Consider the following 25,465-nt stretch of genomic DNA (forward strand, 5'->3'; position numbering starts at 1 on the left):
GGACCGGTCGAAACCGCCACCACCGGCCTGATCTACGGTGCCAAGGTGGAAAGCGAGGTCAGCCTCAAGACCGTCGACTTCCCGATCGAGACCGCGGCCTTCGACGAAAAGAGCGGGCTTTCGGCAGAGGAAGTTGAAACGGTCGTGCGCAATACCGGCGCGATTCTCACCGACGGCGACATCCAGGTCGCGGCCCTGCATTATGTCGACCCGCAACGATTCGGCGAATCGCTCGCCACCGCCACGCTGTCGGCGTCCTACGGCGTGCGCATCGTTCAGGAGAACGTCTCGGTCGCCTTTCAGGACGCGCAGGTCGACGCGCCGGTCTTCAACGAGGAGATCGTCGCCATCCGCCAGGAAAAGCCGATCGCCGAGATACTGGCCGACGCCGGTTATGGCGACGACAGCGGCGCGGCGATGGCGGACGCGATCGGCCGCATCCTCAACGCATCGAAACTGAAGGCCGGCGCCGTGTTGCGCCTGGGAATCGAATCGACGCCGCAGGAAAGCCGGGTCATGCGCGCCAGCGTCTATGAGAGCGCCTCGCATATTCTCACCATCGCGGTCGACGACAATGACCAGTTCGTTCCCGCCGACGCGCCGGAAAGCAACCCGGAAGTCGCGGCCGCCTTCGACGAGAACCGACCGGTCGTGCGCGCCCGCGGCGACCTGCCGCGCGTCTATGACGGCATCTATCGCGCCGCCTATTCCTACGGCATGTCGCGCGAAATGACCCAGCGCCTCGTCAAGCTGCTTGCCGCAGACGTTGATTTCCAGTCGCGGGTTTCGCCGAAGGACCGGCTCGAAGTGTTCTTCTCCCAGCCCGACGAGGACAATACGGCCTCCGAGGATTCCGAACTGCTTTATGTCAAGGCGACCTTCGGCGACACCACCCGGACTTTCTACCGGTTCTCGATGAGCGACGGCACCGTCGATTATTTCGATGCCGAAGGCCGCAGCGCGCGCCAGTTCCTGCTGCGCAACCCGGTGCCCAACGGCCGTTTCCGCTCCGGCTTCGGCAGCCGGCGTCACCCTATCCTGGGCTACCGCAAGATGCATACCGGCGTCGACTGGTCCGCGCCGCGCGGCACCCCGATCATCGCCGCCGGAAACGGCAAGGTCGAGAAGGCCGGCTGGGCCGGCGGCTACGGCCGCCAGACCATCATCCGCCACGCCAACGGCTACAAGACCTCCTACAACCACCAGAATGCGATCGCCAAGGGCGTGCGGGCGGGCGCCCGCGTCCGCCAGGGTCAGGTGATCGGCTATGTCGGCTCCACCGGCCTGTCGACCGGTCCCCACCTGCACTACGAGTTGGTCGTCAACGGCACCAAGGTCGACCCGATGCGCGTGCGCCTGCCGACGGGGCGGGTGCTGAAGAAGGAAGAGCTTACCGCCTTCAACCGCGAGCGCGAACGCATCGACGCGCTTCTGGCCGACGAGACCGGCGACGCCCTGAAACTGGCGAGCCGCTGATTCCCGGCAAGGCCGGTATTGTCAGTCCGCACCGTTCCGCGGTGCCGCCCTTTCCCCGTCGCGGTCGGCGCCTTCGCCCGCGGCCCAGTGCGGCTGCGTCAGCCAGGCGATGATCGCGGCGACGGCACACAGTCCCGCCGCCACTGCCGCCACTGCCTGAAAGGCCCGGTCGCTCGCCGCGACGCGCTGGTGTTCCCCCGCCGCATCGAGCGGTACAGCGGGCAGCGCGCCGAAGGCGACGTCCGCGCCCTGCGGCGCCAGCGCCGCGAACACCAGCCCGGCCACGGCGCCGAGTGCGGCCACCGACATCAGCCCGGCGGCGCGGGCGACGGCGTTGTTGATGCCCGAGGCAAGCCCGGTATCCTCGTCGGGCGTGGCCAGCATGACGGCGGCCGAAAGCGGCGAAACCAGAACCGACATGCCGAGCCCCATCAAGGTCAGCATCGGCAGGGTGACCAGCCACATCTGGCGCAGCGGCATGGTCGCGGCGAGCCCGGCGAAGGCGAGCGCCACCACCACCCCGCCGACCGTCAGCGGCAGGCGCGGCCCGATCCGGTCGGCCAGGCGCCCGGCACGACCGGAAAGCAGGGCGATCAACAGCGACAGCGGCAGGAACATCAGGCTCGCCTGCCATTCCTCGGCGTTCCAGGCCGACACCAGCGTCATCGGCAGGAAGAACAGCACCGCGCCGAAGCCGAAAAACAGCGCCAGCGTGTAGAGATTGGCGCCCGAAAAGGCTTTGGAGCGAAACAGCTCCAGCTTGACCATCGGCGCGCGCGCCCTGCCCTCCCAGACCACGAACGCGACGAACACCGCGCCCCCGGCCCCGATCCAGGCCAGCGGCGGTGCGGCGCGCGCCTCAGGCGGCAGGCCGAGCGCGGTCAGCCCCCAGGCCATCAGGCCGAGCCCGCCGGTCGCAAGGCCCGCGCCGACAAGGTCGAGGGCGCGGCGTTCGGATGGCCGGTCGCGCGGCACGCGCAGGACGATCATGCCGATGGCGAGCAGGCCGATCGGCACGTTGATGGCGAAGATGAGCCGCCACATCCAGTCCTGGCCGAACGACAGCAGCATGCCGCCGAGAAACGGACCGGCCGCCGTCGTCAGCGACGAATAGGCCGCCCACATGCCGATCGCCGCGCCGCGTTCGCGGGCGGGGTAGGATTTCGCGATGATCGCCAGGCTGCCGGGAACCATCAAGGCGGCGCCGATGCCCTGCAACGCGCGCATGAGGATCAGCGTCTCGGCGTCGGGCGAAAGCGCGCACAATAGCGAGGTCGCCATGAACAGGCCGATGCCGGCAAGAAAGATGTTGCGCACGCCGAACACGTCGCCGGCCGCGCCGCCGATCAGCACCAGCGCCGACAAGAACAGCATGTAGGAATTGCTGATCCACTGCGCGTCGACCAGCGTCCCGCCGAGATCGGCGCGGATCGCCGGCATGGCGAGCGACACGACCGAACCGTCGATAAAGCCCATCGAGGAGGCGAGAATGGCGGAGACGAGGACGAATTTGCGCGCCGGAGGCGGGCAGAACACCCGCTGCGTCGGACTGGCCTTGTCAGGCGAGATGTCGGCGGGCGGCGCATTCATCGGCGGGTTCCTTCCGACCCGCTTTATCGAAATTGCAGGCCCGCGACCAGCCACCCGCCGGGGCGGACGGGGGGGCTTACTCGGAGAAACTCACCCACACGCCCTTTGTGACCATCTTGGCCAGTTCATGCGCGTCCCAGTTGGTCAGCCGCACGCAGCCATGGCTGTTGGTCTTGCCGATGCGGGCCGGCTCCGGCGTGCCGTGGATGCCGTAGGTCGGCTTGGACAGCGCGATCCAGATCGTGCCGACCGGCCCGTTCGGACCCGGCGGAATGGTCAGCACCTTGTCGTTGTCGCCCTGTTTGAAATTGAGCTTGGGATTGTAGGTGTATTCGGGATCGAAGGCGATGCGCTCGACCTTCACCGTGCCGGACGGCGAAGGCGTATCGGTCGAGCCGATCGTCGCCGGGTAGGCAGCGACGAGATTGCCCGCCGCGTCGTAGGCCCTGACCTGCTCGCGGCCCTTGTCGGCAACGATGCGGGTGACCGCGCCGGTGCGCGGCTTGCCCGGATCGGCTACCTTGATCCGGGTGCCCGGACGCGAAAACGCCGCGCCGGGATTGAGCGCGCGCAGATAGTTTTCGTCCATGTGGAAACGCTCCGCCAGCATCTCGACGGTGGAGGTGAAGCCGAGCCGCTCCATGCGGGCCTTGTCGCCGTAATCGGCGGGGATCGAGGCCACGAACGGGCCGGCCGCGTCGGCGGCGGTGATCGTGTAGGTCGAAAAGGCCGGCCCGCCCGTATCGGCGAGCGCGGCCTCGACCAGCGCCGTGTCGCTCGGGTCGAGTCGTTCGCCCGTCATCTCGGCGAGCGCATCCAGCGCCTTGCGCACATTGCTGCCCATCCGGCCGTCGATGACGCCGGGCGACACGCCGGCTCGGTCGAGAAGCACCTGCAGCCTGGCCACGTCCTCGCTCGCGCCGGTCGGGCCGCGCGGCCGTGCGGTCGCGCCATCGTCCTCGCGCGGGGTCGACCCGGTCACCGGATCGTCCGACAGGCGATCACGGGGAAGCGGCTCACGGCGCGCGACATCGCCGTCCTCGTCAATGGCGGGCAACCGCCGCCGGGCGATGAAATCGTCATCTTCGGGAATGGGCTGGCGGTAGTCGCGCGCGGCCTCCCCCGGCAGCGGCTCCAGCGGCCGCCCGAGCTGGCGCTCGCGATAGCGCCGGTAACGCTCCAGCGCGTCGGGGTCGTTGACGCTCGGCCCGGCGCGGCGCGGCAGGGACCGTTCGCGCAGGGGCAGCCGGCGCGGCCGCTCGATCGCGATCACCTCGCCGGTATAGGCGTCGACGATGACGCGGTTGCCGGCCCGGTCGTAAAAAATCTCAACATCGCCGCCTTGCGCCAGTAGGAGACCGGGCGCCGCGACAGAGCGCTTTTCATCGCCGGAAAGCCCGGCCAGCGGCATGGGCGCCAAGGCCGGAGATAGTGGCGCGAGAAAAACGACGGCAAGGGCGGCGAGAAGGGGGCTCGTTCCAGGCATGGACAAAACAGTCTCCGACAAATCGCTCCGCTTCATGCGGGCACGGCATCCGGCCGGCAGTCTGGCTTTTTCCAGATGAACCCGACATGAAGATGGCGGAAGACGCCACGCCGGGAAAATCGATCACCTGTCGAGGCCCAGGGCCTGCTGCGTCTTTTTCGGGAGCTTGCGCGCCACCAGACGATGGCTTTCGGCGATATAGTCGGCGAGCGCCGCGTCATCCATGCTCTCGGACGAAACCCGCTGGATCCAGGTCATGCCGCGCGAGGCCAGATAGGGCGCCGGACGGCAGCCGGGCTGCTCGCGCAGGATATCGTAGGCCAGTTCCGACACTTTGAAGGTGACGGCGGGATCCCGCCCGTCGCTCCAGCCGGCGATGGCGAACACCTTGCCGCCGACCTTCCACACATGCGCGCCGCCCCACTGCACGACGCCGGTGGTGGCGGGAAGCGTGGCGCAGAAGCGGTTATATTCGTCGAGCGTCAGGGCAGTCTCCTCCCGGGCGGACTATCTCTCGACTTGCCCCCGGACAAGCGCACGGCGTCATCGCCTCGAAGAGATTATGGCTAGGCGCTTGCCGGCTCGCAAGCCAGGCGCCCGTCAGTCCACAGCCCGGGCGCCGGCCCGCCTGGCCGCGTGGCCCGGCTCGCCGGTTTCGATGAAGCCGATCGTGGTCTGGAGGCCCTGGCGCATATGGTCGGCGAGATGATCCAGCATCGCGTCGAGATCGTCGCCCGAGGCAAGGCGAATATAGGTGTCGTGCGCCTGGCGCGAAGGGCCGCGGCGCGCATGCGCCTGCTGATGCATCGCGAAATAGAACTGCAGGTTCGGTTTCAGCCGGTTCCAGCTTTGCAACAAGAGCTGATGGTTCGACATTTCGTAACACCAGCTGTGCAGATGGAGTTCGTCCTCGATCGCGCCCAGCGGATTGGTCCCCTCCTCTATCGTAGCGGCAAGCGCTTCGTTGCGCCGGCGCAGATCGGCGAGGGCTGCCGGAGTGCGCTTGCTCCAGCACTCCTTGAACGCGAACTGCTCCAGCGCGGTGCGCAGCGAGTAGATTTCCTCGAGATCGCCGCGCGTCACCTCGCGCACGAACAGCCCCTTGTAGGGCTTGCTGACCAGAAGGCCGATATCGACCAGTTCTCGGATCGCCTCGCGCAGCGGCCCGCGGCTGATGCCCAGCGCCGAAGCGAGCCGCGTTTCGGTAAGCCGGCTGCCCGCCGGCAGCTCGCCCGAAACGATCAGCAGCTTCATCTGGTCGACTGTGCGACTGCGCAGGGTGCTGTCGGAGACCGGCTTGATCAGCGCGTTGTCAATCATGCGACTGGTCCGAGACGTTCCGCTCCACAAGCTCTTTGTATAACTGGCGGATGCGAGCCATGACGGGCCGGTTGCCGTCGCCGATCGGCTTGCCATCGATCGAGGCGACCGGCGTCTGGGCGCCGAATGTTCCGGTCAAGAACGCCTCGTCGGCGCCATAGGCCTCGTAAAGGGAAAAATTCTTCTCCAGAACCGGGATCCCGTTGTCGCGACACACCTCGATCACCTTGGCCCTGGTGACGCCGTTCATGCAGTAATCCCCGGTCGAGGTCCACACCGCGCCGCGGCGGACGACGAAGAAATTACAGGCATTGGTGGTGTTGACGAACCCGTGCGGGTCGAGCATCAGCGCCTCGTCGGCGCCGGCCTGTTCGGCCTGAAGGGCCGCAATCACGCAATTCAGCTTGGAATGGCTGTTATATTTGGCGTCCTGCGACATCGGCAGGCCGCGCACCTGGGCAACGGTGGCCAGCCGGATGCCCTGGCCCTGCAGGCCGTCGACGGGTTTCGAGTGCTCCATGATGATCACCAGCGTGGGACCCGAGCGCGACAGGCGCGGATGCTGGAACGGCCGCGCCTTGACGCCGCGCGTCAGCATCAGCCGGCAATGCACGTCGTCCGTCATCCCGTTCGCCTCAGCCGTCCGCGTCAGGGCGTCCAGAATGCCGGCCCTGTCGGTGCCGACATCGAGCGAGACCGCTTTGCAGGAATCGAAGAAGCGGTCCATATGTTCGTCGAAAAACGCCCATTTGCCTTTGTAAAGGCGCATGCCTTCCCACATTCCGTCACCGAGCATGAACCCGGAATCATAGACCGAGACCTTGGCCTCGTCGCGCGGAACGATCTCGCCATTGACGTAGATCTTGATATCGCGATTGCGGATGTCCTCGTCGGCATCGTGGGTGGTGCGGCTGTCGATTCGATCGATGGTGTTCATGGTCAGGGTCAGTCAATCTGGGGTTCGGGCAAGCGGAACATATTGTGGCCGCGGAGGAAATTCTTGGTGGCGTCCTGCCGGGGATAGGTCAGCACCTCGGCGGGCGTGCCTTGTTCAAGGATGCTGCCCTCGGACAGAAACAGAACCTTGTCGGCGACGGTATAGGCAAATCCCAATTCGTGCGTGACGATCAGCATCGTCATGCCTTCCTCGGCCAATTCCTTCATCGTTTCGAGAACCTCGCCGACGAGTTCGGGGTCGAGCGCGGAAGTCGCCTCGTCGAACAGCATGATTTCGGGCTCCATGGCCAGTGCGCGCGCGATCGCGATACGCTGCTGCTGGCCGCCCGAGAGCTGGGCCGGATAGGCGTCGGCCTTCCAGCCGAGACCCACCTTGTCGAGATATTTTTTGCCCCGGCGCCGGCATTCGGACGGATCGCATTTGAGCACCGTGCGTGGCCCCTCCATGACGTTCTCGAGCGCGGTCATGTGGGGAAACAGGTTGAAATGCTGGAACACCATGCCGACGCGCGACCTAAGCTGCGTCAGTTCCCGCTCGCCGTAGGCGACGCGGCCGTTGCGGGCGCTGCCGATGGCCTTGCCTTCCAGGTGGATGCGGCCGCTGGTGGGGATTTCCATGAAGTTGACGCAGCGCAGCAAGGTCGACTTGCCGGAGCCGGACGCCCCCAGTAGCACCACGGTCTCGCCCTTGTTCACCGACAGGTCGATCCCCTTGAGAACCTCCAGTTCGGCGAAGGATTTGTGCAAGCCCTCGATCCGTAGAACCTCTGTCATCGCGTTCACCGTTCGAATGTGTCGCGCGCCTCAAAGCGGCGCACCAGGATCGTTGCGGGGAAAAGCACCAGGAAGAAGATCAGCGCCACGCTGGTATACATTTCGATCGGATTGAACGAGATCGTCGACACCACCTTGGCCTGGTACATCAATTCGCCATAGGCGATCACCGAGGCGAGCGAGGTCATCTTGAACAGTTCGACTGCCCGGTTCATGAACGCCGGCAGCATCCGGCGCACGGCCTGCGGCAGCACCACCCGGCGCATCTGCTGCCAGTAGCTCATTCCCAGCGCCTTTCCGGCCTCCCATTGTCCCTTGTGGATCGACTGCAGGCCGGCGCGGTAGATTTCGGACGAAAACGCCACCGTGTTGAGGGTCAGGCCCAGCGTCGCGGCGGTGAAGGCGTCGATCCTGAACGGCGCGATGATCGGAAACGCGAAGAAGAACCACATGATCTGGACGAGGACGGGCGTGTTGCGGAACAGCTCGACAAAGGCCGTGGCCGGATAATAAAGCCAGCTCTTTCCCGAAAACCGGGCCGCGCCGACGAACAGGCCGAAGAACAGGCCGAGCACGAGGCAGACCGACCCCAGGATCAGCGTGTTTTGCAGCCCGATCAAAAGCAGCGTCTTATTGGCGAGAACGGAGGCGAAGTCCCAATTGTGATCCATGCCGCTCGCCTCAGTTCACGATCGTCTCGCCGCTTCGGGCGAGGCGTATTTCCAGGCGCCGGACTGCGATCGAGCAGGCCAGGATGACGACGAAATACATCGCCGCGGCAACCGTGAAGACCTCGATCGTGCGGTAGGTCGACTGGGCAATGCTGTTGGCCTGGTAGAGCAGGTCGGCATAGGAGATCGTGCTGACCAGGGTCGTCGTTTTCATCAGTTCGACGGCGCGTTCCAGGAACGCCGGGATCATGCGTTTGACAGCCTGCGGCAGGATGATCCGGCCGAGCGTCTGGTTGCGGTTCATGCCGATGGCCTTGGCCGCCTCCCATTGGCCCGAATCGATCGACTGGATGCCGCCGCGGAAAACTTCGGCGAAAAACGCCGAGGATTGCAGCGAAAACGTCAAGACCGAGGCCCGGAACGGGTCGATTTCGACGCCGATCAGGATCGGCATCGCGAAAAAGAACCAGAATAATTGCGCGATCGGCGGGGTCGTGCGCAGAAATTCGATGACGAATCCGACGGGAAGCCGCACCGCCCGGTTTCCGTAGAGACGCAGCAAAGCGAGCAGCAGGCCGAGTGGCACGCCGAACAGCAGGGCCAGACCCGTGACCTTGAGCGTGTTGATCAGGCCGAGCAGCAAGAGGTCGTAATTGCGGAAAACCACCGCAAAGTCCCACTCATATCCCATCGTCACCTCCTGCCCGTGGCGACGGGGCGCGGCGGCGCCCCGCGCTTGGCGGCGTTACCAGTCCTCGCGACGGATCGCCGGCACCGTTTCCGGGTCGACGCCATATTCGGTCAGGAACTGCTCGTACCATTCCTGGGTCTGGCCGGTCTGGTAGTAGTAGGAAATGGCCGTGTTCACCCAATCGCGGAAGCGTGTATCGGCTTCCAGGCGCACGCCGGCCGACGAGGTCGACTGGCGGATCGGCTTGGGCAGCACGATCTGGCCGCGTCCAATCTTCTGGCGCATCGCAATCAGCGGCGGATGGAACAGCGACACCGCGTTGACCCGTTTCGACTGGAAGGCGGCGACCGCTTCGCCGTTGGAGGGGAAACGCAGGATTTCCGCCTTGTCCAGGCGCCGGGAGACATAGCTGTCCATTGTCGTGCCCTGCGTCACGGCGATCTTGATGTCGGGCTTGTTGAGGTCGTCCCAGGTCTCGATCGTCAACTCGTCGTCGGCCAGAACCGCCAGCGCGTAATAAAGCAAGGGCTGCGCCGGAAAGCCGACCGCGACCGCGCGCTGGGGCGTGGCGTCAAGCACGAACATGACGTCGATCTGGTCTGCCTGCAGGGCCGACACCGCCGTACCCCAGGTCACTTCGACCGGCTCGAGCTTCACGTTCAGCGCCTCGGCCATCGCATTGCCGACGGAGACGCCGAGACCGGTCCATTCGTTGGTGGCGGGATTCTTGAAGAACCACGGCGGCGCCTGGGTGACGCCGATGCGAAGCGTCCCATTGTCCTGGATCGTGTCCCAGGTCGATTTTTCCTGGGAAAAGGCCGCGGTCGAGACGGCCAGCATGGCAACAATCGCCAAAGCGACGGCCGCCAGCCGGGATTGAAGGTGGTGAATCATGATCGTTGCTCCCATTGACGATCTTCAGAATTCAACGATTTTGTAGGATTGTCAACAATCAATCAGTACGACAACACGGCGACGATCACCCGCCTCGCCTTACGCCCCGGCCAACGAAAAACGCCCCTCCCCGATGGGGAGGAGCGCTGTTGTCGCGCCCCGGCGCCGGGCCGGGGCCGGATAGGTCGATCGCTATTCAGGCCGCGGCTTCCGCCGCATCCGCTCCGGCCTCGTCGTCGACGGACGCGGGACCGGCGCGGAAGGTGAGCCGGTCGGAGCCCGCCGTCACCGCAACGGTCTGGCCGTCGCGGACTTCGCCAAGCAGGATCTTTTCCGCCAGCGGATCCTGCAACTCCTTCTGGATCACCCGCTTCAGCGGGCGCGCGCCATAGGCGGGATCGTAGCCCTTCTCGGCCAGCCATGCGATCGCGCCGTCGTCGAGATCGAGCGTGATCTTGCGGTCGACGAGCAGCTTTTCGAGCCGTGCGAGCTGGATCTCCACGATCTGGCCCATGTCCTGCCGGCGCAGCCGGTGGAACAGGATCACCTCGTCGACGCGGTTGAGGAATTCCGGCCGGAACGAGGCCCGCACGACCGCCATCACCTCATCGCGAACCTTGTCGACATCCTCGCCCTCGCCAAGCGAAACCAGGAATTCCGACCCCAGGTTGGAGGTCATGATGATCAGCGTGTTGCGGAAATCGACCGTGCGGCCCTGCCCGTCCGTCAGCCGGCCGTCGTCGAGCACCTGCAACAAGACGTTGAAGACGTCGGGATGCGCCTTCTCGATCTCGTCGAACAGCACGACCTGATAGGGCCGACGCCGCACGGCCTCGGTCAAAACGCCGCCTTCCTCGTAGCCGACATAGCCGGGCGGCGCGCCGATCAGCCGGGACACGGAGTGTTTTTCCATGAATTCCGACATGTCGATGCGCACCATCGCCGTCTCGTCGTCGAACAGGAAATCGGCCAGAGACTTGGTCAGTTCGGTCTTGCCGACGCCCGTCGGACCGAGGAACATGAACGAGCCGATCGGCCGGTTCGGATCCTGCAGCCCGGCGCGCGCGCGGCGCACGGCCTGCGATACGGCCTGAACCGCTTCGCCCTGGCCGACGACACGCCTGGCGAGTTCATCCTCCATGCGCAACAGCTTGTCGCGTTCGCCTTCCAGCATCTTGTCGACGGGAATGCCCGTCCAGCGCGACACGATATGCGCGACATGGTCCGGCGTGACGATTTCTTCAACCATCGACCCGGTCTCGTCGCGCGTCTCGGCCTCGGCGAGTTTTCGCTCCAGCTCCGGGATCAGGCCATAGGCCAGTTCGCCGGCCTGCTGGAATTCGCCCTTGCGCTGGGCGCCGGCGAGCGCGTTGCGGGCCTCGTCGAGCTGGCGCTTGAGATCGGCCGCCAGTCCGAGCTTTTCCTTTTCCGACGCCCAGGTCGCGGTCAACCCGGCCGATTCCTCCTCCAGCTTGGCCAGTTCGGCGTCGAGCCGCTCGAGCCGGTCCTTGGAGGCGTCGTCCTTCTCCAGCTTCAGCGCCTCGCGTTCGATCTTGAGCTGCATGATGCGCCGGTCGATTTCGTCGAGCGCCTCGGGCTTGGAATCGACCTGCATTCTGAGCCGCGACGAGGCCTCGTCGACCAGATCGATCGCCTTGTCCGGCAAGAAGCGGTCGGTGATGTAGCGGTTCGACAGCGTCGCCGCCGCGACCAGCGCGGAATCGGAGATGCGCACCTTGTGGTGCTGTTCGTATTTCTCCTTCAGCCCGCGCAGGATCGACACCGTATCCTCCACCGTCGGCTCGTTGACGAACACCGGCTGGAAGCGGCGCGCCAGCGCGGCGTCCTTTTCGACATGCTTGCGGTATTCGTCGAGCGTGGTCGCGCCGACGCAGTGCAGTTCGCCCCGCGCCAGGGCCGGCTTCAACAGGTTGGAGGCGTCCATCGCCCCGTCGGCCTTGCCGGCGCCGACAAGAGTATGCATCTCGTCGATGAACAGGATGATCTCGCCTTCGGCGGCGGTGACTTCCGACAACACCGCCTTCAGCCGTTCCTCGAACTCGCCGCGATATTTCGCGCCGGCGATCAGCGCGCCCATGTCGAGCGCCATCAAGCGCTTGTCCTTGAGCGATTCGGGCACGTCGCCATTCACGATCCTGAGCGCCAGGCCTTCGGCGATCGCCGTCTTGCCGACGCCCGGCTCGCCGATCAGCACGGGATTGTTCTTGGTGCGCCGCGACAGGACCTGGATGGCGCGGCGGATCTCGTCGTCGCGTCCGATCACCGGATCGAGCCGGCCGGCACGCGCATCCGCTGTCAGGTCGCGCGCATATTTCTTCAGCGCGTCGAAACCCTGCTCGGCATTGGCCGAATCGGCGGTGCGTCCCTTGCGGATATCGTTGATGACCTGGTTCAGCGCCTGCGCGCTCACCCCGGCCTTGGTCAGGATGTCGGCGCTCTTGGCGGTTTTCTCGATCGCCAGCGCGGTCAAAAGCCGTTCGACGGTGACAAAACTGTCGCCGGCCTTCTTTGCCAGGTCCTCGGCGGTGGAAAACACTTTGGCGAGCGGCTGTGCGAGATAGAGCTGGCCGTTGCCGCCTTCCACGCGCGGCAGGGCTTCGAGCGCCGCGTCGACGGCAAGCCGCGCGTCCTGCACCCGTCCGCCGGCCCGTTCGATCAGCGAGGCGGCCAGACCTTCCTCGTCATCGACGAGGACCTTGAGCATGTGTTCGGGGGTGAATTGCTGATGATTGCGCGACAGCGCCATCGTTTGAGCGGATTGGATGAAACCACGCACGCGCTCGGAATATTTCTCGACGTTCATCAATGTCTCCGTTTCCTTGCCGGCCCGCCTGCGCGGCGCCGGATCGGTTGAGGTGACGGGCCCCTTCTCGTGAAGCGAACCCCTTCGGTTCCGATATGGGTATGCGGGCGACCGCACTCAAGCATCTGCCGCCCGGACTTTGCTCCGAAATTCGCCCGGGACCGCCACGCCAAAGAAAAAAGGCGGCACGAAGGCCGCCTTTCACATCCTTGTGCCGGCGCTGTAGCCGGTTATTGCGCGGCGGCAGGCAGAGGCAGGTCGCCCTGACCGTCTTCGGACGGCGCCTGCGCGTCGCCGTCGGCGCTCGCCTTGGCCGGCGCGGCGGCATCGGTGGTTTCGACATCGCTCGTGCGCGGGCGGCGCGGACGCCGGGCGCGACGCGGCGGTGCCTCCTCGCCATCCTTGCCCGCCTCCTCGGCGGCAGGCGCCCCGTTGGCGCGACGCGAGCGCTTGGGTTTGTCCGCGGCCGTCTTCATCGTTTCCTGTTCGATCGCAACCTCGACAGGCGTACCCTCGATCACCGGCTGCGGGCCGGAGCCGTCGTCCTTGGCGTCACTGCGCGGCGGTTGGGAGCGTTCGACCTGCTGGTCGTCCTGCGCCGCCTTGGGCTGGTTTTCGGCCGGCGTCTGCGCCGGCGCATTGTTCTGGTTGCCCTGACGCTCATCCGCGTCGTCATCGTCGAAATCGTCGCGCTGGTCGCGGGGCGCGTTGTTTTGCGCCGACTGGCTTTGCGCGGCCGCGATGATGCGGTTGTAGTGTTCGGCATGCTGCAGATAGTTTTCGGCCATCACCCGGTCGCCGGCGCTTTGCGCGTCCCGCGCCAGCGTCGTGTATTTGTCGGCAACCTGCTGCGCGGAGCCCCTGATCTTCACGTCCGGGCCGTTGCTTTCGTAGGACCGGGTCAAAGGATTGGGGCCTTTGCGGTTGTTGTTGTTGCGACCGCGCATACGCCTATTCTGCTGTTGTGGCCTCATCCGCTTCTCTTTTTTGCAATCATCGTGAACACTGGGGAACGCGGCTTCGCACTTTGTCGCGACCGCCTTACCATCGAGCATGGGCGAGTTACCGCCGTTCGACCGCTGGCTGCCAACTCGCTTTCGGTTGCGCTACCTGGCCGAACGATCCCCACACGAAGCGCTTTCGCGTCACGCGATTGGCAGCTTGTTTCCATTGGAACCGAATCGATACAGCACTGCCTGCTTCGTCTCATCCGGTGGCCGGAAACTAGCGATATTCATCACCCTTGCCAAGTATTTTTTCGCACGGCACAAAATCGCGCCCTAAAAGCCGAACACCAGCGCCCGGTCGTGACCGGCAAGATCGCGGGCTGCCGAACGCAGCCGCAGACCGTGGGCCGCGAAGGCGGCGATGACATCCGTTTTTTGCCGGCTGCCGATTTCCACGCCGACAATCCCGTCGCGTTCGAGATGGGTCCCGGCGCCCGCCGCGATGACGCGATAGGCATCAAGACCGTCGGCACCGCCATCAAGCGCCAGATGGGGATCGTGACCGGCGACTTCCACCGGCAGGTCGCCCATCTCTCGGAACGTAATATAGGGAGGATTGGACACGATCGCATCGTAAACGCCGGTCACATCTCCATACCAGTCCGAAACAATGGCCGTGAACCGCCCGTCCAGTCCGAGGCGGTCGGCATTGTCGGTCGCCGTCCGCACCGCCCCCGCCGACAAGTCCACGCCCCGCGCGCGCGCTTGCGGCAGAGCGCTCAGCAGCGCAAGCGCAACCGCGCCCGTCCCGGTGCCGAGATCGAGGATGGAACATGCCCCCTTGCGCGCGGCGATCCCGGCAAGGTCCGGCAGCACGGCCTCAACCAGCGTTTCGGTATCCGGCCTGGGTTCGAGCGTCTCCGGCGACAGGCCGAGCCGCAATCCGTAGAACTCGCGATAGCCGAGAATGCGATGCACCGGCATCCCGGCGAGCCGCAATCTTACCGCCTCTTCGATGTGCCCGACGGTTTGCGCATCGAGGCTCAATGCGGGATCGCGCAGCGCGTCGATGCGCTGCGTTTTGGAAAAATGCTCGACGATCAGCCTGGCGTCGAGCGCCGCCTCGCCGCCCCCCCCGGCCTTCAGGCGCCGGCGGGCTTCGGCCAGAACCGTGCCGAGATCGGGCGCCGACGCCGGGCTATCGTCTTCAGCCATCCTGCGCCATGTCGGCCAGCAGCGCCGATTGATGGTCGGATATCAGCGCGTCGATGATCTCGTCGAGATCGCCCTCCATCACCCGGTCGAGCTTGTAGAGCGTCAGGTTGATGCGGTGATCGCTCACCCGGCCCTGCGGAAAATTATAGGTACGGATCCGCTCCGAGCGATCGCCCGACCCGACCTGCAGGCGCCGCGATTCGGACCGCTCCTCCGCCGCCTTGGTCCGCTGGATGTCGAACAGCTTGGCGCGCAGCAACTGCATGGCGCGGGCGCGGTTTTGGTGTTGCGACTTTTCCGCCTGCATCACCATGATTCCAGTCGGAAGATGCGTGATCCGCACCGCCGAATCGGTGGTATTGACATGCTGGCCACCGGCCCCGGAGGCACGCATCGTGTCGATACGGATATCCTCGTTGCGGATCTCGACGTCGATTTCCTCGGCTTCGGGAAGCACGGCCACGGTGGCTGCGGAGGTGTGGATGCGACCGCTCGCCTCGGTTTCCGGCACGCGCTGCACGCGATGGACGCCGGATTCGAATTTAAGGCGCGAAAACACGCCCTTGCCCGATACCGTGGCGATGATTTCCTTGTAGCCGCCGGCATCACCCTCGCTCGCCGAGACGAGCTCGACGCGCCAGCCGCGGCCGGCGGCGTAGCGTTCATACATGCGAAACAGATCGCCGGCGAAGATCGCCGCCTCGTCGCCACCCGTCCCCGCCCGGATCTCCAGGATCGCGTTCTTGTCGTCGGCATCGTCCTTGGGCAAAAGCAGGATCTGGATCTCCTGCCGAAACGCCTCGATGCGCTGCTCGATCTCCGGCAGTTCGGCCTCGGCCAGCGCGCGCATCTCCGCATCGGTCGATGCATCGGCAAGCATGGTTTCCAGCCCGTCGCGTTCGGCTTCCGCGCCGCGCAGCGCGCGGATCTCGACGGCGAGCTTTTCCAGCTCGGCATATTCCGACGCCAGCCGCACATAGGCCTCGGGTTCGGGGCCGGCGGCCATCTGCGCCTCGATCATCTCGAAGCGTTTCAGGACCTGATCCATTCTCTCGGACGAAACGAAGCTCATTGGTCAGGTCTCGCAGGAAATGTCGAATTCGTCGGCGAAGGCGCGAAGCCGGGCCGGCACGTCCATGTCAACGGCGCTCTCCTTGAGCAGCTGGATCATCAGCCCTTCGAGTTCACCGACCGGCAGGTCGGCCAGCATCGCCTTCACCGGTCCGATCGCGGCGGGCGACATCGAAATCGCCCGAAAGCCGAGACCCACCAGCGCCATCGCCGAAATCGGCCGGCTGGCCAGTTCGCCGCACAGCGTCACCGGCTTGCCAGCCTCACGTCCGGCGTCGAGCACCGATTTCAGGACCCGCAGGAACGGCACCGAAAGCGGGTCGAAACGCCCCGCCAACAGGCCGTTGCCACGGTCGGTCGCGGTCATGAACTGGAACAAATCGTTTGAGCCGATCGATACGAAATCGACCGCGCGCATCAATTCGGGAAGCTGAAACAGAAGCGACGGCACCTCGATCATGGCGCCGAGCTTCAGGCTTGTCGGCAGCGCGTAGCCGAACCGCGCCAACTGCCGCACCTCGCGCTCGATCAGGCCACGCGCCTTGGTGATCTCGCCGATCTCCGTCACCATCGGCAGCATCACCCGCAACTCGCGGCCCGCCGCCGCCTTGAGCAGCGCCCGAAACTGGGTGCGCAGCAATCCCGGGCGGTCGAGCGTCAGCCGGATCGCCCGCCAGCCCAGCGCCGGGTTCTCCTCCTTCTCCGCGCCGCGGAAATAGGGCAGCACCTTGTCGCCGCCAATATCGATGGTGCGGAAGGTCACCGGCTTCGAACCCGCCGCCTCGATCACCTCGCGATAAAGCTTCTCCTGCTCCTGGGCGCGGGGAAAGGTCGCCGCCACCATGAACTGCAGTTCGGAACGGAAAAGCCCGATCCCGGCAGCGCCCGCTTCGGCAAGCTGCGGCAGGTCGACCGCCAGGCCGGCATTCATCATCAACTCGACCGCGATCCCGTCCTTCGACACGGATGGCCGGTCGCGCAACTCGCGATAAAGCTGCTGTTTCTTGGCCCGGAAACGGACCTTTTCGGCATAGGCCGCCTCGACATCGGGCTGCGGCCTGAGATGAACCTTGCCGTCGTCACCGTCGACGATCAGCGCATCGCCGTTCTCGGCCATCGAGACCGCGCCCTTGGCCTGACCGACAACCGGGATGCCCATCGCCTTGCCGACGATCACCACATGGCTCGTCACCGCGCCTTCCTCGAGCACCAGCCCGCGCAGCTTGCCGCGCGGATAGTCAAGCAGTTCGGCCGCGCCCATGGAGCGGGCGACAATGATGGCGTCCTTGGGCAGCGCGGCGGCGATTTCCTCCGGACCGCGCCCCATGAGCTGGCGCAGCAGCCGGTAGGCGAGATCGTCGAAATCGTTCATCCGCTCGCGCAGATAGGGATCGGTCATGTGCAGCATGCGCGCGCGCATGTCCGACTGCACCTTCTCCACCGCCGCCTCGGCCGTCAGTCCGTTGCGGATGGCCTCCTCGAGCCGGCGCACCCAGCCGCGGTCATGCGCGAACATACGATAGGCTTCCAGCACCGCGCGATGCTCGCCCTCAAAGGCGATCTCGCGGCGCGAGAGCATGTCGTCGATCGAAAGCCGCAGCGATCCGAGCGCGGTTTCAAGCCGCCTCAGCTCCTGGTCGACATCCTCGTTGAACAGTTCCGTGACGACGATGCGCGGCTCGTGCAGCACGACATGGCCGAGCCCGACGCCCTCATTGAAGGCAGCCCCCGTCAGGCTGACCGGACGGCTCAGGTCGAGCTCCATGCCCGGCCGTGTCAGCCGGCGCAGATCGCCGGTGGCGATCATCTCGGCGATCACCATCGCCGTGGTCTCGAGTGCTTCGGCCTCGTCGTCGCCATAGTGCCGGTTGGTCTTGTTCTGGACGACGAGCACGCCGAGCGTACGGCCGGCGCGCAGCACCGGCACGCCCAGAAAGGAATTGTAGATTTCCTCCCCGGTTTCGGGGAGGTAGGTAAAGGCGGGATGATGGCGCGCGTCCGACAGGTTGAGCGGACGCGCGCTCGCCGCGATCGTGCCGACAAGGCCCTGGCCTAGTCGCAACTGCGCCAGATGCACCGAACCGGGATTGAGGCCTTCCGTGGCGTAGAGTTCCAGCACCGCGTCGGCGCGAAGCACATAAAGCGAGCACACTTCGGCGACCATGTTGGAGGCGATTTCGCGCACGATCCGGTCGAGCCGCTCCTGCGGCTCCAAGGCTTCGGCCATGATCTCGCGCAGCCGCTTCAGCAATATGCGCGGGCTGCCGGCGATTTCGCGCATCGGCGTTTCTCCAACGACCACGCTCCGCCGGGCGGACATCGCCACGGCGGCCGGGCCGCGCTCAATTCATTGGCCTACTGCTTATCCAGCCCGTAGACGGAATGCAAAGTGCGCACGGCGAGTTCGGCATAGGGACCGTCGATCAGAATCGAAATCTTGATCTCCGAGGTCGTGATCGCGCGGATATTGATCCCCTTTTCCGACAAAGCCTTGAAGGCCGTGGCCGCCACGCCGGCATGGCTGCGCATGCCGATGCCGATCACCGACACCTTGACCATGCCCGTCTCGTGCTGAACCGCGTCGAAACCGATCGTCTCGCGCACCTTGTTGAGCACCGCGAGCGCCTTGTCGACGTCGCTCGACGGCACGGTAAACGTCATGTCGGTGCGCGAACCGTCCTCGGAGATATTCTGGACGATCATGTCGACATTGATCCTGGCTTCGGCGAGCGGACCGAATATCCCGGCGGCGACGCCGGGCCGGTCGGCGACCCGCCGCAGCGAAATCTGGGCCTCGTCCTTGGCATAGGCGATGCCGGTGACGACCTGCTGTTCCACGATTTCATCCTCTTCGCAAATGAGCGTGCCGGGCGGATTGTCGAAATCCCCCATGCCGGGCGCGTCCGGATCGGCGAACGACGACCTGACGAATGTCCTGACCTTGTGCACCATGGCCAGCTCCACCGAGCGCACCTGCAGCACCTTCGCGCCGAGCGAGGCCATTTCCAGCATTTCCTCGAACGAGATGCGGGCCAAACGGCGCGCCTTGGGCTCGATGCGCGGATCGGTGGTGTAGACGCCGTCGACGTCGGTATAGATGTCGCAGCGGTCGGCGCCCACCGCCGCGGCGATCGCAACCGCCGACGTGTCGGAGCCGCCGCGCCCGAGCGTGGCGATGCGGTTGTCGGGCCCGATGCCCTGGAAGCCGGCGATCACCGCCACCTGGCCCTCGCCGAAGCGCTTGATCAGGAACGAGCCGTCGATCTCGGTGATGCGGGCCGCGCCGTGGGCGTTGTCGGTGCGGATCGGAATCTGCCAGCCGAGCCAGGAGCGCGCATGCACGCCCATCGCCTGCAGGGTGATCGCCAGCAGTCCCGCCGTCACCTGTTCGCCCGACGCCACCACCGCGTCATACTCGCGCGCGTCGTGCAGCGGCGAGGCCTCGCGCGTCCAGCCGACAAGCTCGTTGGTCTTGCCGGCCATGGCCGACACCACCACCGCGACCTCGTGACCGGCATCGACCTCGCGTTTGACATGGCGGGCCACGATGCGGATGCGATCGATGTCGGCGACGGACGTCCCGCCGAATTTCATCACGATACGCGCCATGAAACCGTCGAACCCTGTAGCGGAATGCGCCCGGCTGCCTGCGGGCGGATTTGAAAGGAACGCGCGTCCGTAAAACGGGGCGCGATGCGCGGTTTCCATAATGCAAAGGGGGTGGGTCCGCAAGCCAACGCCGCGCCATGCCTTCGCGCCGGCAACCGGGCTCGTCTTGTCGCTGTGACAATTTTGGCGTCTTGACTTTGGCCGCCTCGGACCCGACTTGATGTCCGGCGTAGAGGAGACCGCCGGATGCCCGAGACGCAACCAACGACGATCGACACCGACGAGGTCGCACGCTTTTCCGCCCTGGCCGCGGAATGGTGGGATCCGAAGGGCAAGTTCCGCCCGCTGCACAAGTTCAACCCGGTTCGCCTGGCTTATATCCGCGACCAGATCGCGGTCCGTTTCGGGCGCGATCCGCGCTCGTCGCGGCCGTTCCAGGGCCTGCGCATCCTCGATATCGGCTGCGGCGGCGGCCTGCTGTGCGAGCCGATGGTGCGGCTCGGCGCCGAAGTGGTGGGGGCCGACGCCTCCGAAACCAATATCGAGGTCGCCAAGCTGCATGCCGCGGAAGGCGATCTGAAGATCGATTACCGCGCGACCACCGCCGAGGCGCTCGCCGAGGCGGGCGAGGAATTCGACGTCGTCCTCAACATGGAGGTGGTCGAGCATGTTTCGGACATGAACCTGTTCCTCGCCAAATGCAGCCAGATGGTCAAACCCGACGGGATCATGGTGGTCGCCACCATCAACCGCACGCTCAAGGCGCTCGGCCTGGCGATCTTCGGCGCGGAGTATGTGTTGCGCTGGCTGCCGCGCGGCACGCACCAGTTCAACAAGCTGGTGCGGCCCGCCGAGCTGGAAGCCGCGCTAAACGCGGCCGGCATGAACGTTATCGACCGCACCGGCGTCGTCTACAATCCGCTCGGCGACCGCTGGCAGCGCTCGCGCGACATGGACGTCAACTACATGGTTCTGGCCGAAAAGAAGCCTGCCGACGACTGAGGCAGGACCCACACCGCATCTCGGCCGCCCCGCTCGAACCGGTGCGCGGCAACGATCCGACGGCGGTCCCGCTCAGTTCTTGTCGTCGGGAAAATCCGGAATCGGGATGAACTCGACCCCGTCCTCGACAAGCCCCTTGGCCTCCTCCGCCGTCGCCTCGCCATAGATGCCACGGGCTTCGGTTTCGCCGAAATGGATCTTGCGGGCTTCCTCGGCGAATTTGTCGCCGACATAGTCGGCGTTCTCGCGCATCTTGTGCGCCAGTTCCTTCAGCTTGGCCATTGCCTTCTTCTGCTCGGCATTGGCCGCCAGAGCCAGCTTCTCCCTGCGGCGGCCGGTCGACACGGCCGGCGCCATCAGGGTCTTTTCCACCTTGGTCGAGCCGCAGTGCGGACAGGCCACGAGATGCCGCGCGGCCTGGGCGTCGTAATCGTCATTGCCGCGAAACCAGGCCTCGAAGTCGTGGCCCGTATCGCAATGAAGCGAAAACCGGATCAAGACGCCGCTCTCCGCACCGAAGCGTCGTCATGAGCGACCACATCGACACCGAACTCGCGCGCGTTCTGCAAATTTGGGATTTTCGCGCGCGCGGCGGCGCTGGCGCGCGGGTCGATCTCGGCAAGGGCGATGCCCGGCTCGTCGCCGGCGACCTCGGCCACCACCGCGCCCCAGGGATCGACGATCACCGAATGTCCGAACGTCTCCCGGCCGTCCTCGTGGAGCCCGCCCTGCGCCGCTGCGACCAGCCAGGCGCCGTTCTCGATCGCCCGCGCCCGTGTCAGCACGTGCCAGTGGGCCCGGCCGGTCTGGCGGGTGAAGGCCGCCGGCGCGCTCAATACCGCCGCGCCCGCCAGCGCCTGGGCTCGGAAAAGCTGCGGAAAGCGCAGATCGTAGCAGATGGCCAGCCCGAACGGGACGCCGGCCAGCATCGCCACGACCGCACGCCCGCCCGGCTGGTAGGTCGCCGATTCGCGCCAGCTCTCGCCTTTGTCGAGGTCGACGTCGAACATGTGGATCTTGTCATAGGTCGCAACCAGCGCGCCGGTCCGGTCAAACAGGAACGCCCGGTTGGCAACCTTGCCGCCCGGCAACGCGATCGCGGTCGATCCGAGGTGGATGGCGATTTGGAGTTCGGCGGCAAGCCGCCGGGCGGCGGCAACCAGAAGGTCGCCGGCCTCGTCCTTGACGATCCGCCGCAGCGTTTCCCTGTCGCGCACCAGCGCGCCGGTCATTTCCGGAGACTGCACATAGGTGGCGCCCCGGCCGGCCGCCTGGCGCACCAGCGCCTCGAAATCGGCGGCGTTGCGCGCCGGATCCATGCCCGAGCGCATCTGCACGGTCGCTGCCTTGAAAACGCTCATCGCAAACCTCAGACGAACGAGCCGTTGGCGATGAGCGTGTCGAGCTTGCCGCTCCTCTCGAGCGCCAAAAGCTCGTCGCAGCCGCCGACATGGACCGCGCCGACGAAGATCTGCGGAAAGGTCGCGCGTCCCGAGCGCGTCATCATTTCGCTGCGCAGTTCCGGCGAAAAACTCGCATCGTGCTCGACATAGGCAACGCCCTTCTGGTCGAGAAGTCGCTTCGCCGCCGTACAGTAACCGCACATAGCGCGGGTATAGATTGTCACGTCAGCCATGGCCAATTCCGGTTTTCCGCCCCCTATATAGGCGCAGCCGCGTCGTCCCGGAAGTCCTGCGACAAAACCCGCGCGAATGTAAGCACGTCGACCGCGTTCGCCCCGGCCCGCACGAGCGCGCGGGCGACCGCGCTGACCGTCGCTCCGGTGGTGTAGACGTCGTCGACGACCAGCACCCGCCGGCCCTTGACCATGGCCCGCCGGCCCGGCGGCACCGCGAACGCGCCCCTGACATTGGAGCGGCGCTCGGCAAGCCCAAGGCCGACCTGCTGGCGCGTGCTGCGCGCGCGCAGGACGAGCTCCGGCTCGAAAGCGACCCCTGCACGAACGGCGATGGCGCGGCCGAGTTCGGCCGCCTGGTTGAACCGCCTGAGGAGAAAGCGCCGCCGATGCAGCGGAACCGGCACGATCATGTCGGCGTCGCCGAGAAGCTCGGCCCCGGCGCGCGCCATCCACCGCGCCATCCAGGGCGCGAGGTCGGTTCGGTCGTGGAACTTCAACCCCTGCACCAGCCGGCGCGCCACGCCGTCATAGGCGACCGCCGCGCGCGCACGCGAAAACGGCGGCGGTTCGGAGATCGCGGCCAGACAAACCGCCTTCTCGCCCATCTCGCAGACGAACGGGATGCCCAGCACCTCGCAATAGGGACGCTCGATCATGGCCAGCCCGCGCCAGCATTCCGCGCACAGCGTGCCGGGTTCCACAACCAGCTTGCGGCAGCCCGCGCATGTCGGCGGAAAGGCGAACGCGCCGATCAGCGCGGCGCCGCCACGCACCACACGCTTGATCTCGCCGAGCCGATGGTTCACCACGCTGGTCCCATGACCGGCAAACTACCAGAACCAGGCGCCATCAGCCATTCCTCCGACCGGAACGGATCGGTGTCGCAGACGGGGCCCGATGGAAAACATCCTTGATCTCGACCTCTCGATCGCGCGCAAGAAGCGGCTTCTTGCCGGGGCGCGGCCGATCGCGACCTTTTTGATGGAGCGCACGGCCGAGGAACTCTGCGACCGGCTGACAACGGTGGAACGGCGGTTTACGGACTGCGCCGCCATTCACTGCCTGACGCCGCATGCGGCGCTGGCCATGCGCGATTCCGGCCGTGTCGGCGAGGTGGTGTGCATCGAACCCGATCCGATGTTCCTGGAAGGCGGCGCCGGATTCGTCTCCGACGGCGAGCACCTGCCGCTCGAGCCCGAAAGTCTGGACCTCGCCGTTTCCCTGCTCGCGCTGCACGAGGTCAACGATCTGCCGGGCGCCTTGATCCAGATCCGCCGCGCCCTGCGTCCGGACGGTCTGTTTCTGGCCGCCTTCGCCGGCGCCGGCACGCTGGAAGAACTGCGCCACTGCCTGCTGGCCGCCGAGACCGAGATCACCGGCGGCGCCAGTCCCAGGGTGCTGCCGTTCGCCGACGTGCGCGCAGCGGGCGCCTTGCTGCAGCGGGCGGGCTTCGCCCTGCCTGTCGCCGACATCGAAACCATCACCGTGCGTTATTCCGACATGTTCGCGCTGTTGCGCGATCTGCGCCAGATGGGGGCCACCAACACGCTGTTCGGCCGGCTGAAACGGCCGACCCGCAGGCAGGTCTTCCTGCGCGCGGCCGACCTCTACGCCGAGCGCTTTGCCGATCCGGACGGACGCCTGCGCGCCACGTTCTCGCTGATCTGGCTGTCGGGCTGGGCGCCGGACGCCTCGCAGCAAAAGCCCGCCAGGCCGGGTTCGGCGACGATGCCGCTCGCCCAAGCGCTCAAGGAGCAGGACAAGCGGTAGCGGCCGGCCAGGCAACGCCCGCGCCCGCCCCGCTCGCCAGCCCGATTTCCGGGATCGCCGAACCGTTTCTTAAAGGTTGTCCTTTATGCAGCGGAGGACGGAAAACGGAGAGTAATGCGTGCGATTTTCCGCCGCCACCACTGCGGAACGGCTGCTGCCGGAGCGCCTGGCGCTCCGCGCCCGCCCGCTGCTGGGCCTCGTGGACTCCGTTCTTTCGGGAGCCGACGGGCGCGGCGAAGCCGGGCGCATGTCGCTGATTGCGTTCTTTATCCGCATCGTCAACGCCGTCATCGCCTTCGTCAGCCAGGTGCTGCTGGCGCGCTGGATGGGCAGTTTCGAATACGGGATCTTCGTCCTCGTCTGGGTCACGATGGTGATCGTCGGCAACCTCTCCTGCCTGGGCTTTCACACCTCGATCATCCGCTTCATTCCCGAATATCGCGAAAAGGGGCGGCTGGCCGAACTGCGCGGCATCCTTCTGGCCAGCCGGCTCTTCGTTCTGATCGCCTCCACCGTTGTTGCGGCGATCGGCGCGGCCGGCATCTGGCTGTTCGCCCCGGCAATCGAATCCTACTACATCATCCCCTTCTATCTCGGCATCGTCTGCCTGCCGATGATTTCGCTGTCCGACGCGCTCCAGGGCGTGTCGCGGGCCAATGCCTGGGCGATCTCCGCGCTCTCGCCGACCTATCTGATCCGGCCGGTGCTGATCCTGGCCTTCATGGGCGGCTCGCTTCTGGCCGGTTTCCAGCCCTGCGCGGTCACCGCGATCATCGCCGCGATCATGGCCACCTACACCACCACCATCATCCAGCTCGTGTCGGTAACCGGCCGGGTGGACCGGCGCATGGAACCCGGGCCGCGCAAATACCTGCTGCGCGAGTGGATCCTGGTTTCGATGCCGATCTTTCTGGTCGAGAGTTTTTTCTTCCTGCTCACCAATGCCGACGTGCTGATGGTCGGTCGCTTCATGCCGCCGGACCAGGTCGCCGTCTATTTCGCCACGGTAAAAACCCTGGCGCTGGTGCACTTCGTCTATTTTGCCGTCAAGGCCGGCGTCGCCCAGCGTTACGCCAGCATCACCCATGCCGGCGACACCCAGTTGCTAAGCGCCTTTGCCCGCGAGACGGCCTCGTGGACCTTCTGGCCGTCGCTTGCCATGGCGTTCGCCGTCCTTCTGCTCGGCAAGCCGATGCTGTCGCTGTTCGGGCCCGAATTCGTCGCCGGCTATCCGCTTTTGTTCGTGCTCGTCGGCGGCGTGGTGGCGCGCGCGGCGGTCGGCCCGGCCGAAAGCCTGCTCACCATGACCGGCAATCAGAACGTGTGCGCCCTGGTCTACGCGCTGGCGCTGTCGCTCAACATTGCGCTCAACTTCATGCTCATCCCCGAATTCGGGCTGTGGGGCGCGGCGATCGCGACGGCGATCGCCATGGCGTTCGAAGCGCTCGCCCTGTCCTTCACCGTGTGGCGCCGCCTCGGCATCGTCATGCTGGTGTTTTTGCCGTCATCGCACGAAGCGCGAGGTTGAT

Annotated in this window: 23 protein-coding genes (1 of these 23 cut by a window edge); 4 read left to right on the forward strand and 19 right to left on the reverse strand. The window is 65.9% G+C overall.

Annotation, left to right across the window (positions count from 1 at the left end):
• Positions 1-1,476, forward strand: the 3' portion of a protein-coding gene (locus tag ACT2B0_RS16810; RefSeq protein WP_473459399.1) for a M23 family metallopeptidase. It extends 462 nt beyond the left edge of the window; 1,476 of the gene's 1,938 nt are visible here — the last part of the coding sequence; the start codon falls outside the window, past its left edge; it ends in the stop codon at positions 1,474-1,476.
• 21 nt (positions 1,477-1,497) lie between these two features.
• Here ACT2B0_RS16810 and ACT2B0_RS16815 read toward each other — a convergent pair whose 3' ends face one another.
• The 15 genes from ACT2B0_RS16815 to ACT2B0_RS16885 form a co-directional block, all read right to left on the reverse strand.
• Entirely contained in the window at positions 1,498-3,066 is a 1,569-nt protein-coding gene (locus ACT2B0_RS16815; protein WP_473459401.1) for an MFS transporter, read from the reverse strand.
• Positions 3,067-3,142: 76 nt separating this feature from the next.
• Complete coding sequence (locus ACT2B0_RS16820) at positions 3,143-4,552, reverse strand: L,D-transpeptidase family protein (RefSeq protein WP_473459403.1); 1,410 nt, start codon at positions 4,550-4,552, stop codon at positions 3,143-3,145.
• Between the two features lie 123 nt (positions 4,553-4,675).
• Positions 4,676-5,038 carry an MmcQ/YjbR family DNA-binding protein gene (locus ACT2B0_RS16825; RefSeq protein WP_348337094.1) on the reverse strand — a complete coding sequence of 121 codons (363 nt, stop codon included), beginning with the start codon at positions 5,036-5,038 and terminating at the stop codon, positions 4,676-4,678.
• Positions 5,039-5,152: 114 nt separating this feature from the next.
• Positions 5,153-5,872 carry a GntR family transcriptional regulator gene (locus tag ACT2B0_RS16830; RefSeq protein ID WP_348337086.1) on the reverse strand — a complete coding sequence of 240 codons (720 nt, stop codon included), beginning with the start codon at positions 5,870-5,872 and terminating at the stop codon, positions 5,153-5,155.
• Positions 5,865-6,809: an aminotransferase class IV gene (locus ACT2B0_RS16835; RefSeq protein WP_348337085.1), complete on the reverse strand. Its 945-nt coding sequence runs from the start codon at positions 6,807-6,809 to the stop codon at positions 5,865-5,867. The genes ACT2B0_RS16830 and ACT2B0_RS16835 overlap by 8 nt, the downstream gene beginning before the upstream one ends.
• 8 nt (positions 6,810-6,817) lie before the next feature.
• Complete coding sequence (locus tag ACT2B0_RS16840; protein ID WP_473459406.1) at positions 6,818-7,603, reverse strand: amino acid ABC transporter ATP-binding protein; 786 nt, start codon at positions 7,601-7,603, stop codon at positions 6,818-6,820.
• Positions 7,604-7,608: 5 nt separating this feature from the next.
• On the reverse strand, positions 7,609-8,274 hold the full coding sequence (locus ACT2B0_RS16845; protein ID WP_348337083.1) for an amino acid ABC transporter permease: 666 nt from the start codon (positions 8,272-8,274) through the stop codon (positions 7,609-7,611).
• Positions 8,275-8,284: 10 nt separating this feature from the next.
• Positions 8,285-8,965 carry an amino acid ABC transporter permease gene (locus ACT2B0_RS16850; RefSeq protein WP_350052075.1) on the reverse strand — a complete coding sequence of 227 codons (681 nt, stop codon included), beginning with the start codon at positions 8,963-8,965 and terminating at the stop codon, positions 8,285-8,287.
• Positions 8,966-9,019: 54 nt separating this feature from the next.
• Entirely contained in the window at positions 9,020-9,859 is an 840-nt protein-coding gene (locus tag ACT2B0_RS16855) for a transporter substrate-binding domain-containing protein (RefSeq protein WP_473459408.1), read from the reverse strand.
• Positions 9,860-10,055: 196 nt separating this feature from the next.
• Positions 10,056-12,683 (reverse strand): ATP-dependent chaperone ClpB, encoded by a 2,628-nt coding sequence (clpB, locus tag ACT2B0_RS16860; RefSeq protein WP_473459410.1) that lies wholly within the window; start codon positions 12,681-12,683, stop codon positions 10,056-10,058.
• A 230-nt stretch (positions 12,684-12,913) separates the two neighbouring features.
• Positions 12,914-13,657: a DUF4167 domain-containing protein gene (locus tag ACT2B0_RS16865; RefSeq protein ID WP_473459412.1), complete on the reverse strand. Its 744-nt coding sequence runs from the start codon at positions 13,655-13,657 to the stop codon at positions 12,914-12,916.
• Between the two features lie 306 nt (positions 13,658-13,963).
• Positions 13,964-14,845 carry a peptide chain release factor N(5)-glutamine methyltransferase gene (gene prmC / locus ACT2B0_RS16870; protein ID WP_473459414.1) on the reverse strand — a complete coding sequence of 294 codons (882 nt, stop codon included), beginning with the start codon at positions 14,843-14,845 and terminating at the stop codon, positions 13,964-13,966.
• Positions 14,838-15,917 (reverse strand): peptide chain release factor 1, encoded by a 1,080-nt coding sequence (prfA, locus tag ACT2B0_RS16875; RefSeq protein ID WP_350052072.1) that lies wholly within the window; start codon positions 15,915-15,917, stop codon positions 14,838-14,840. The genes prmC and prfA overlap by 8 nt, the downstream gene beginning before the upstream one ends.
• A 3-nt stretch (positions 15,918-15,920) precedes the next feature.
• The gene (ptsP, locus tag ACT2B0_RS16880; RefSeq protein WP_473459417.1) at positions 15,921-18,197 is read right to left on the reverse strand and encodes a phosphoenolpyruvate--protein phosphotransferase; all 2,277 of its coding nucleotides are present in this window, start codon (positions 18,195-18,197) and stop codon (positions 15,921-15,923) included.
• Positions 18,198-18,271: 74 nt separating this feature from the next.
• Positions 18,272-19,525: an aspartate kinase gene (locus ACT2B0_RS16885; protein ID WP_473459419.1), complete on the reverse strand. Its 1,254-nt coding sequence runs from the start codon at positions 19,523-19,525 to the stop codon at positions 18,272-18,274.
• 246 nt (positions 19,526-19,771) lie between these two features.
• Here ACT2B0_RS16885 and ubiG point away from each other — a divergent pair, with 246 nt between their 5' ends.
• Complete coding sequence (ubiG, locus tag ACT2B0_RS16890) at positions 19,772-20,527, forward strand: bifunctional 2-polyprenyl-6-hydroxyphenol methylase/3-demethylubiquinol 3-O-methyltransferase UbiG (protein ID WP_348337075.1); 756 nt, start codon at positions 19,772-19,774, stop codon at positions 20,525-20,527.
• 72 nt (positions 20,528-20,599) lie between these two features.
• On the opposite strand, the gene ACT2B0_RS16895 is transcribed toward ubiG, so the two are convergent.
• Genes ACT2B0_RS16895 through ACT2B0_RS16910 form a run of 4 tightly spaced genes read right to left on the reverse strand, consistent with a single transcriptional unit; the run spans position 20,600 to position 22,951 of the window.
• Entirely contained in the window at positions 20,600-21,025 is a 426-nt protein-coding gene (locus ACT2B0_RS16895) for a DUF1178 family protein (RefSeq protein ID WP_348337074.1), read from the reverse strand.
• Entirely contained in the window at positions 21,022-21,888 is an 867-nt protein-coding gene (locus ACT2B0_RS16900; protein WP_473459422.1) for a carbon-nitrogen hydrolase family protein, read from the reverse strand. Before ACT2B0_RS16900 ends, ACT2B0_RS16895 begins: the two co-directional genes overlap by 4 nt.
• An 8-nt stretch (positions 21,889-21,896) precedes the next feature.
• Entirely contained in the window at positions 21,897-22,163 is a 267-nt protein-coding gene (gene grxC / locus ACT2B0_RS16905; RefSeq protein WP_348337072.1) for a glutaredoxin 3, read from the reverse strand.
• 23 nt (positions 22,164-22,186) lie between these two features.
• Positions 22,187-22,951, reverse strand: coding sequence for a double zinc ribbon domain-containing protein (locus ACT2B0_RS16910; protein ID WP_348337091.1), 765 nt, complete (start codon positions 22,949-22,951; stop codon positions 22,187-22,189).
• Positions 22,952-23,063: 112 nt separating this feature from the next.
• Here ACT2B0_RS16910 and ACT2B0_RS16915 point away from each other — a divergent pair, with 112 nt between their 5' ends.
• Together ACT2B0_RS16915 and ACT2B0_RS16920 are read left to right on the forward strand one after the other, a co-directional pair.
• The gene (locus ACT2B0_RS16915) at positions 23,064-23,936 is read left to right on the forward strand and encodes a methyltransferase domain-containing protein (RefSeq protein ID WP_473459424.1); all 873 of its coding nucleotides are present in this window, start codon (positions 23,064-23,066) and stop codon (positions 23,934-23,936) included.
• A gap of 118 nt (positions 23,937-24,054) precedes the next feature.
• The gene (locus ACT2B0_RS16920; RefSeq protein ID WP_473459426.1) at positions 24,055-25,464 is read left to right on the forward strand and encodes a lipopolysaccharide biosynthesis protein; all 1,410 of its coding nucleotides are present in this window, start codon (positions 24,055-24,057) and stop codon (positions 25,462-25,464) included.
• Position 25,465: the final 1 nt, after the last annotated feature.

The organism is Nitratireductor sp. J20-h4 (assembly GCF_056780505.1).

Coding starts and splice junctions, on each gene's coding strand:
- ACT2B0_RS16915 (WP_473459424.1), top strand. CDS start 23,064: ATGGAAAACATCCTTGATCTCGACCTCTCGATCGCGCGCAAGAAGCGG.
- clpB (WP_473459410.1), bottom strand. CDS start 12,683: ATGAACGTCGAGAAATATTCCGAGCGCGTGCGTGGTTTCATCCAATCC.
- grxC (WP_348337072.1), bottom strand. CDS start 22,163: ATGGCTGACGTGACAATCTATACCCGCGCTATGTGCGGTTACTGTACG.
- ACT2B0_RS16820 (WP_473459403.1), bottom strand. CDS start 4,552: ATGCCTGGAACGAGCCCCCTTCTCGCCGCCCTTGCCGTCGTTTTTCTC.
- ACT2B0_RS16830 (WP_348337086.1), bottom strand. CDS start 5,872: ATGATTGACAACGCGCTGATCAAGCCGGTCTCCGACAGCACCCTGCGC.
- ACT2B0_RS16900 (WP_473459422.1), bottom strand. CDS start 21,888: ATGAGCGTTTTCAAGGCAGCGACCGTGCAGATGCGCTCGGGCATGGAT.
- ACT2B0_RS16845 (WP_348337083.1), bottom strand. CDS start 8,274: ATGGATCACAATTGGGACTTCGCCTCCGTTCTCGCCAATAAGACGCTG.
- ACT2B0_RS16835 (WP_348337085.1), bottom strand. CDS start 6,809: ATGAACACCATCGATCGAATCGACAGCCGCACCACCCACGATGCCGAC.
- prfA (WP_350052072.1), bottom strand. CDS start 15,917: ATGAGCTTCGTTTCGTCCGAGAGAATGGATCAGGTCCTGAAACGCTTC.
- ubiG (WP_348337075.1), top strand. CDS start 19,772: ATGCCCGAGACGCAACCAACGACGATCGACACCGACGAGGTCGCACGC.
- ACT2B0_RS16865 (WP_473459412.1), bottom strand. CDS start 13,657: ATGAGGCCACAACAGCAGAATAGGCGTATGCGCGGTCGCAACAACAAC.
- ACT2B0_RS16815 (WP_473459401.1), bottom strand. CDS start 3,066: ATGAATGCGCCGCCCGCCGACATCTCGCCTGACAAGGCCAGTCCGACG.
- ACT2B0_RS16885 (WP_473459419.1), bottom strand. CDS start 19,525: ATGGCGCGTATCGTGATGAAATTCGGCGGGACGTCCGTCGCCGACATC.
- ptsP (WP_473459417.1), bottom strand. CDS start 18,197: ATGCGCGAAATCGCCGGCAGCCCGCGCATATTGCTGAAGCGGCTGCGC.
- prmC (WP_473459414.1), bottom strand. CDS start 14,845: ATGGCTGAAGACGATAGCCCGGCGTCGGCGCCCGATCTCGGCACGGTT.
- ACT2B0_RS16850 (WP_350052075.1), bottom strand. CDS start 8,965: ATGGGATATGAGTGGGACTTTGCGGTGGTTTTCCGCAATTACGACCTC.
- ACT2B0_RS16840 (WP_473459406.1), bottom strand. CDS start 7,603: ATGACAGAGGTTCTACGGATCGAGGGCTTGCACAAATCCTTCGCCGAA.
- ACT2B0_RS16855 (WP_473459408.1), bottom strand. CDS start 9,859: ATGATTCACCACCTTCAATCCCGGCTGGCGGCCGTCGCTTTGGCGATT.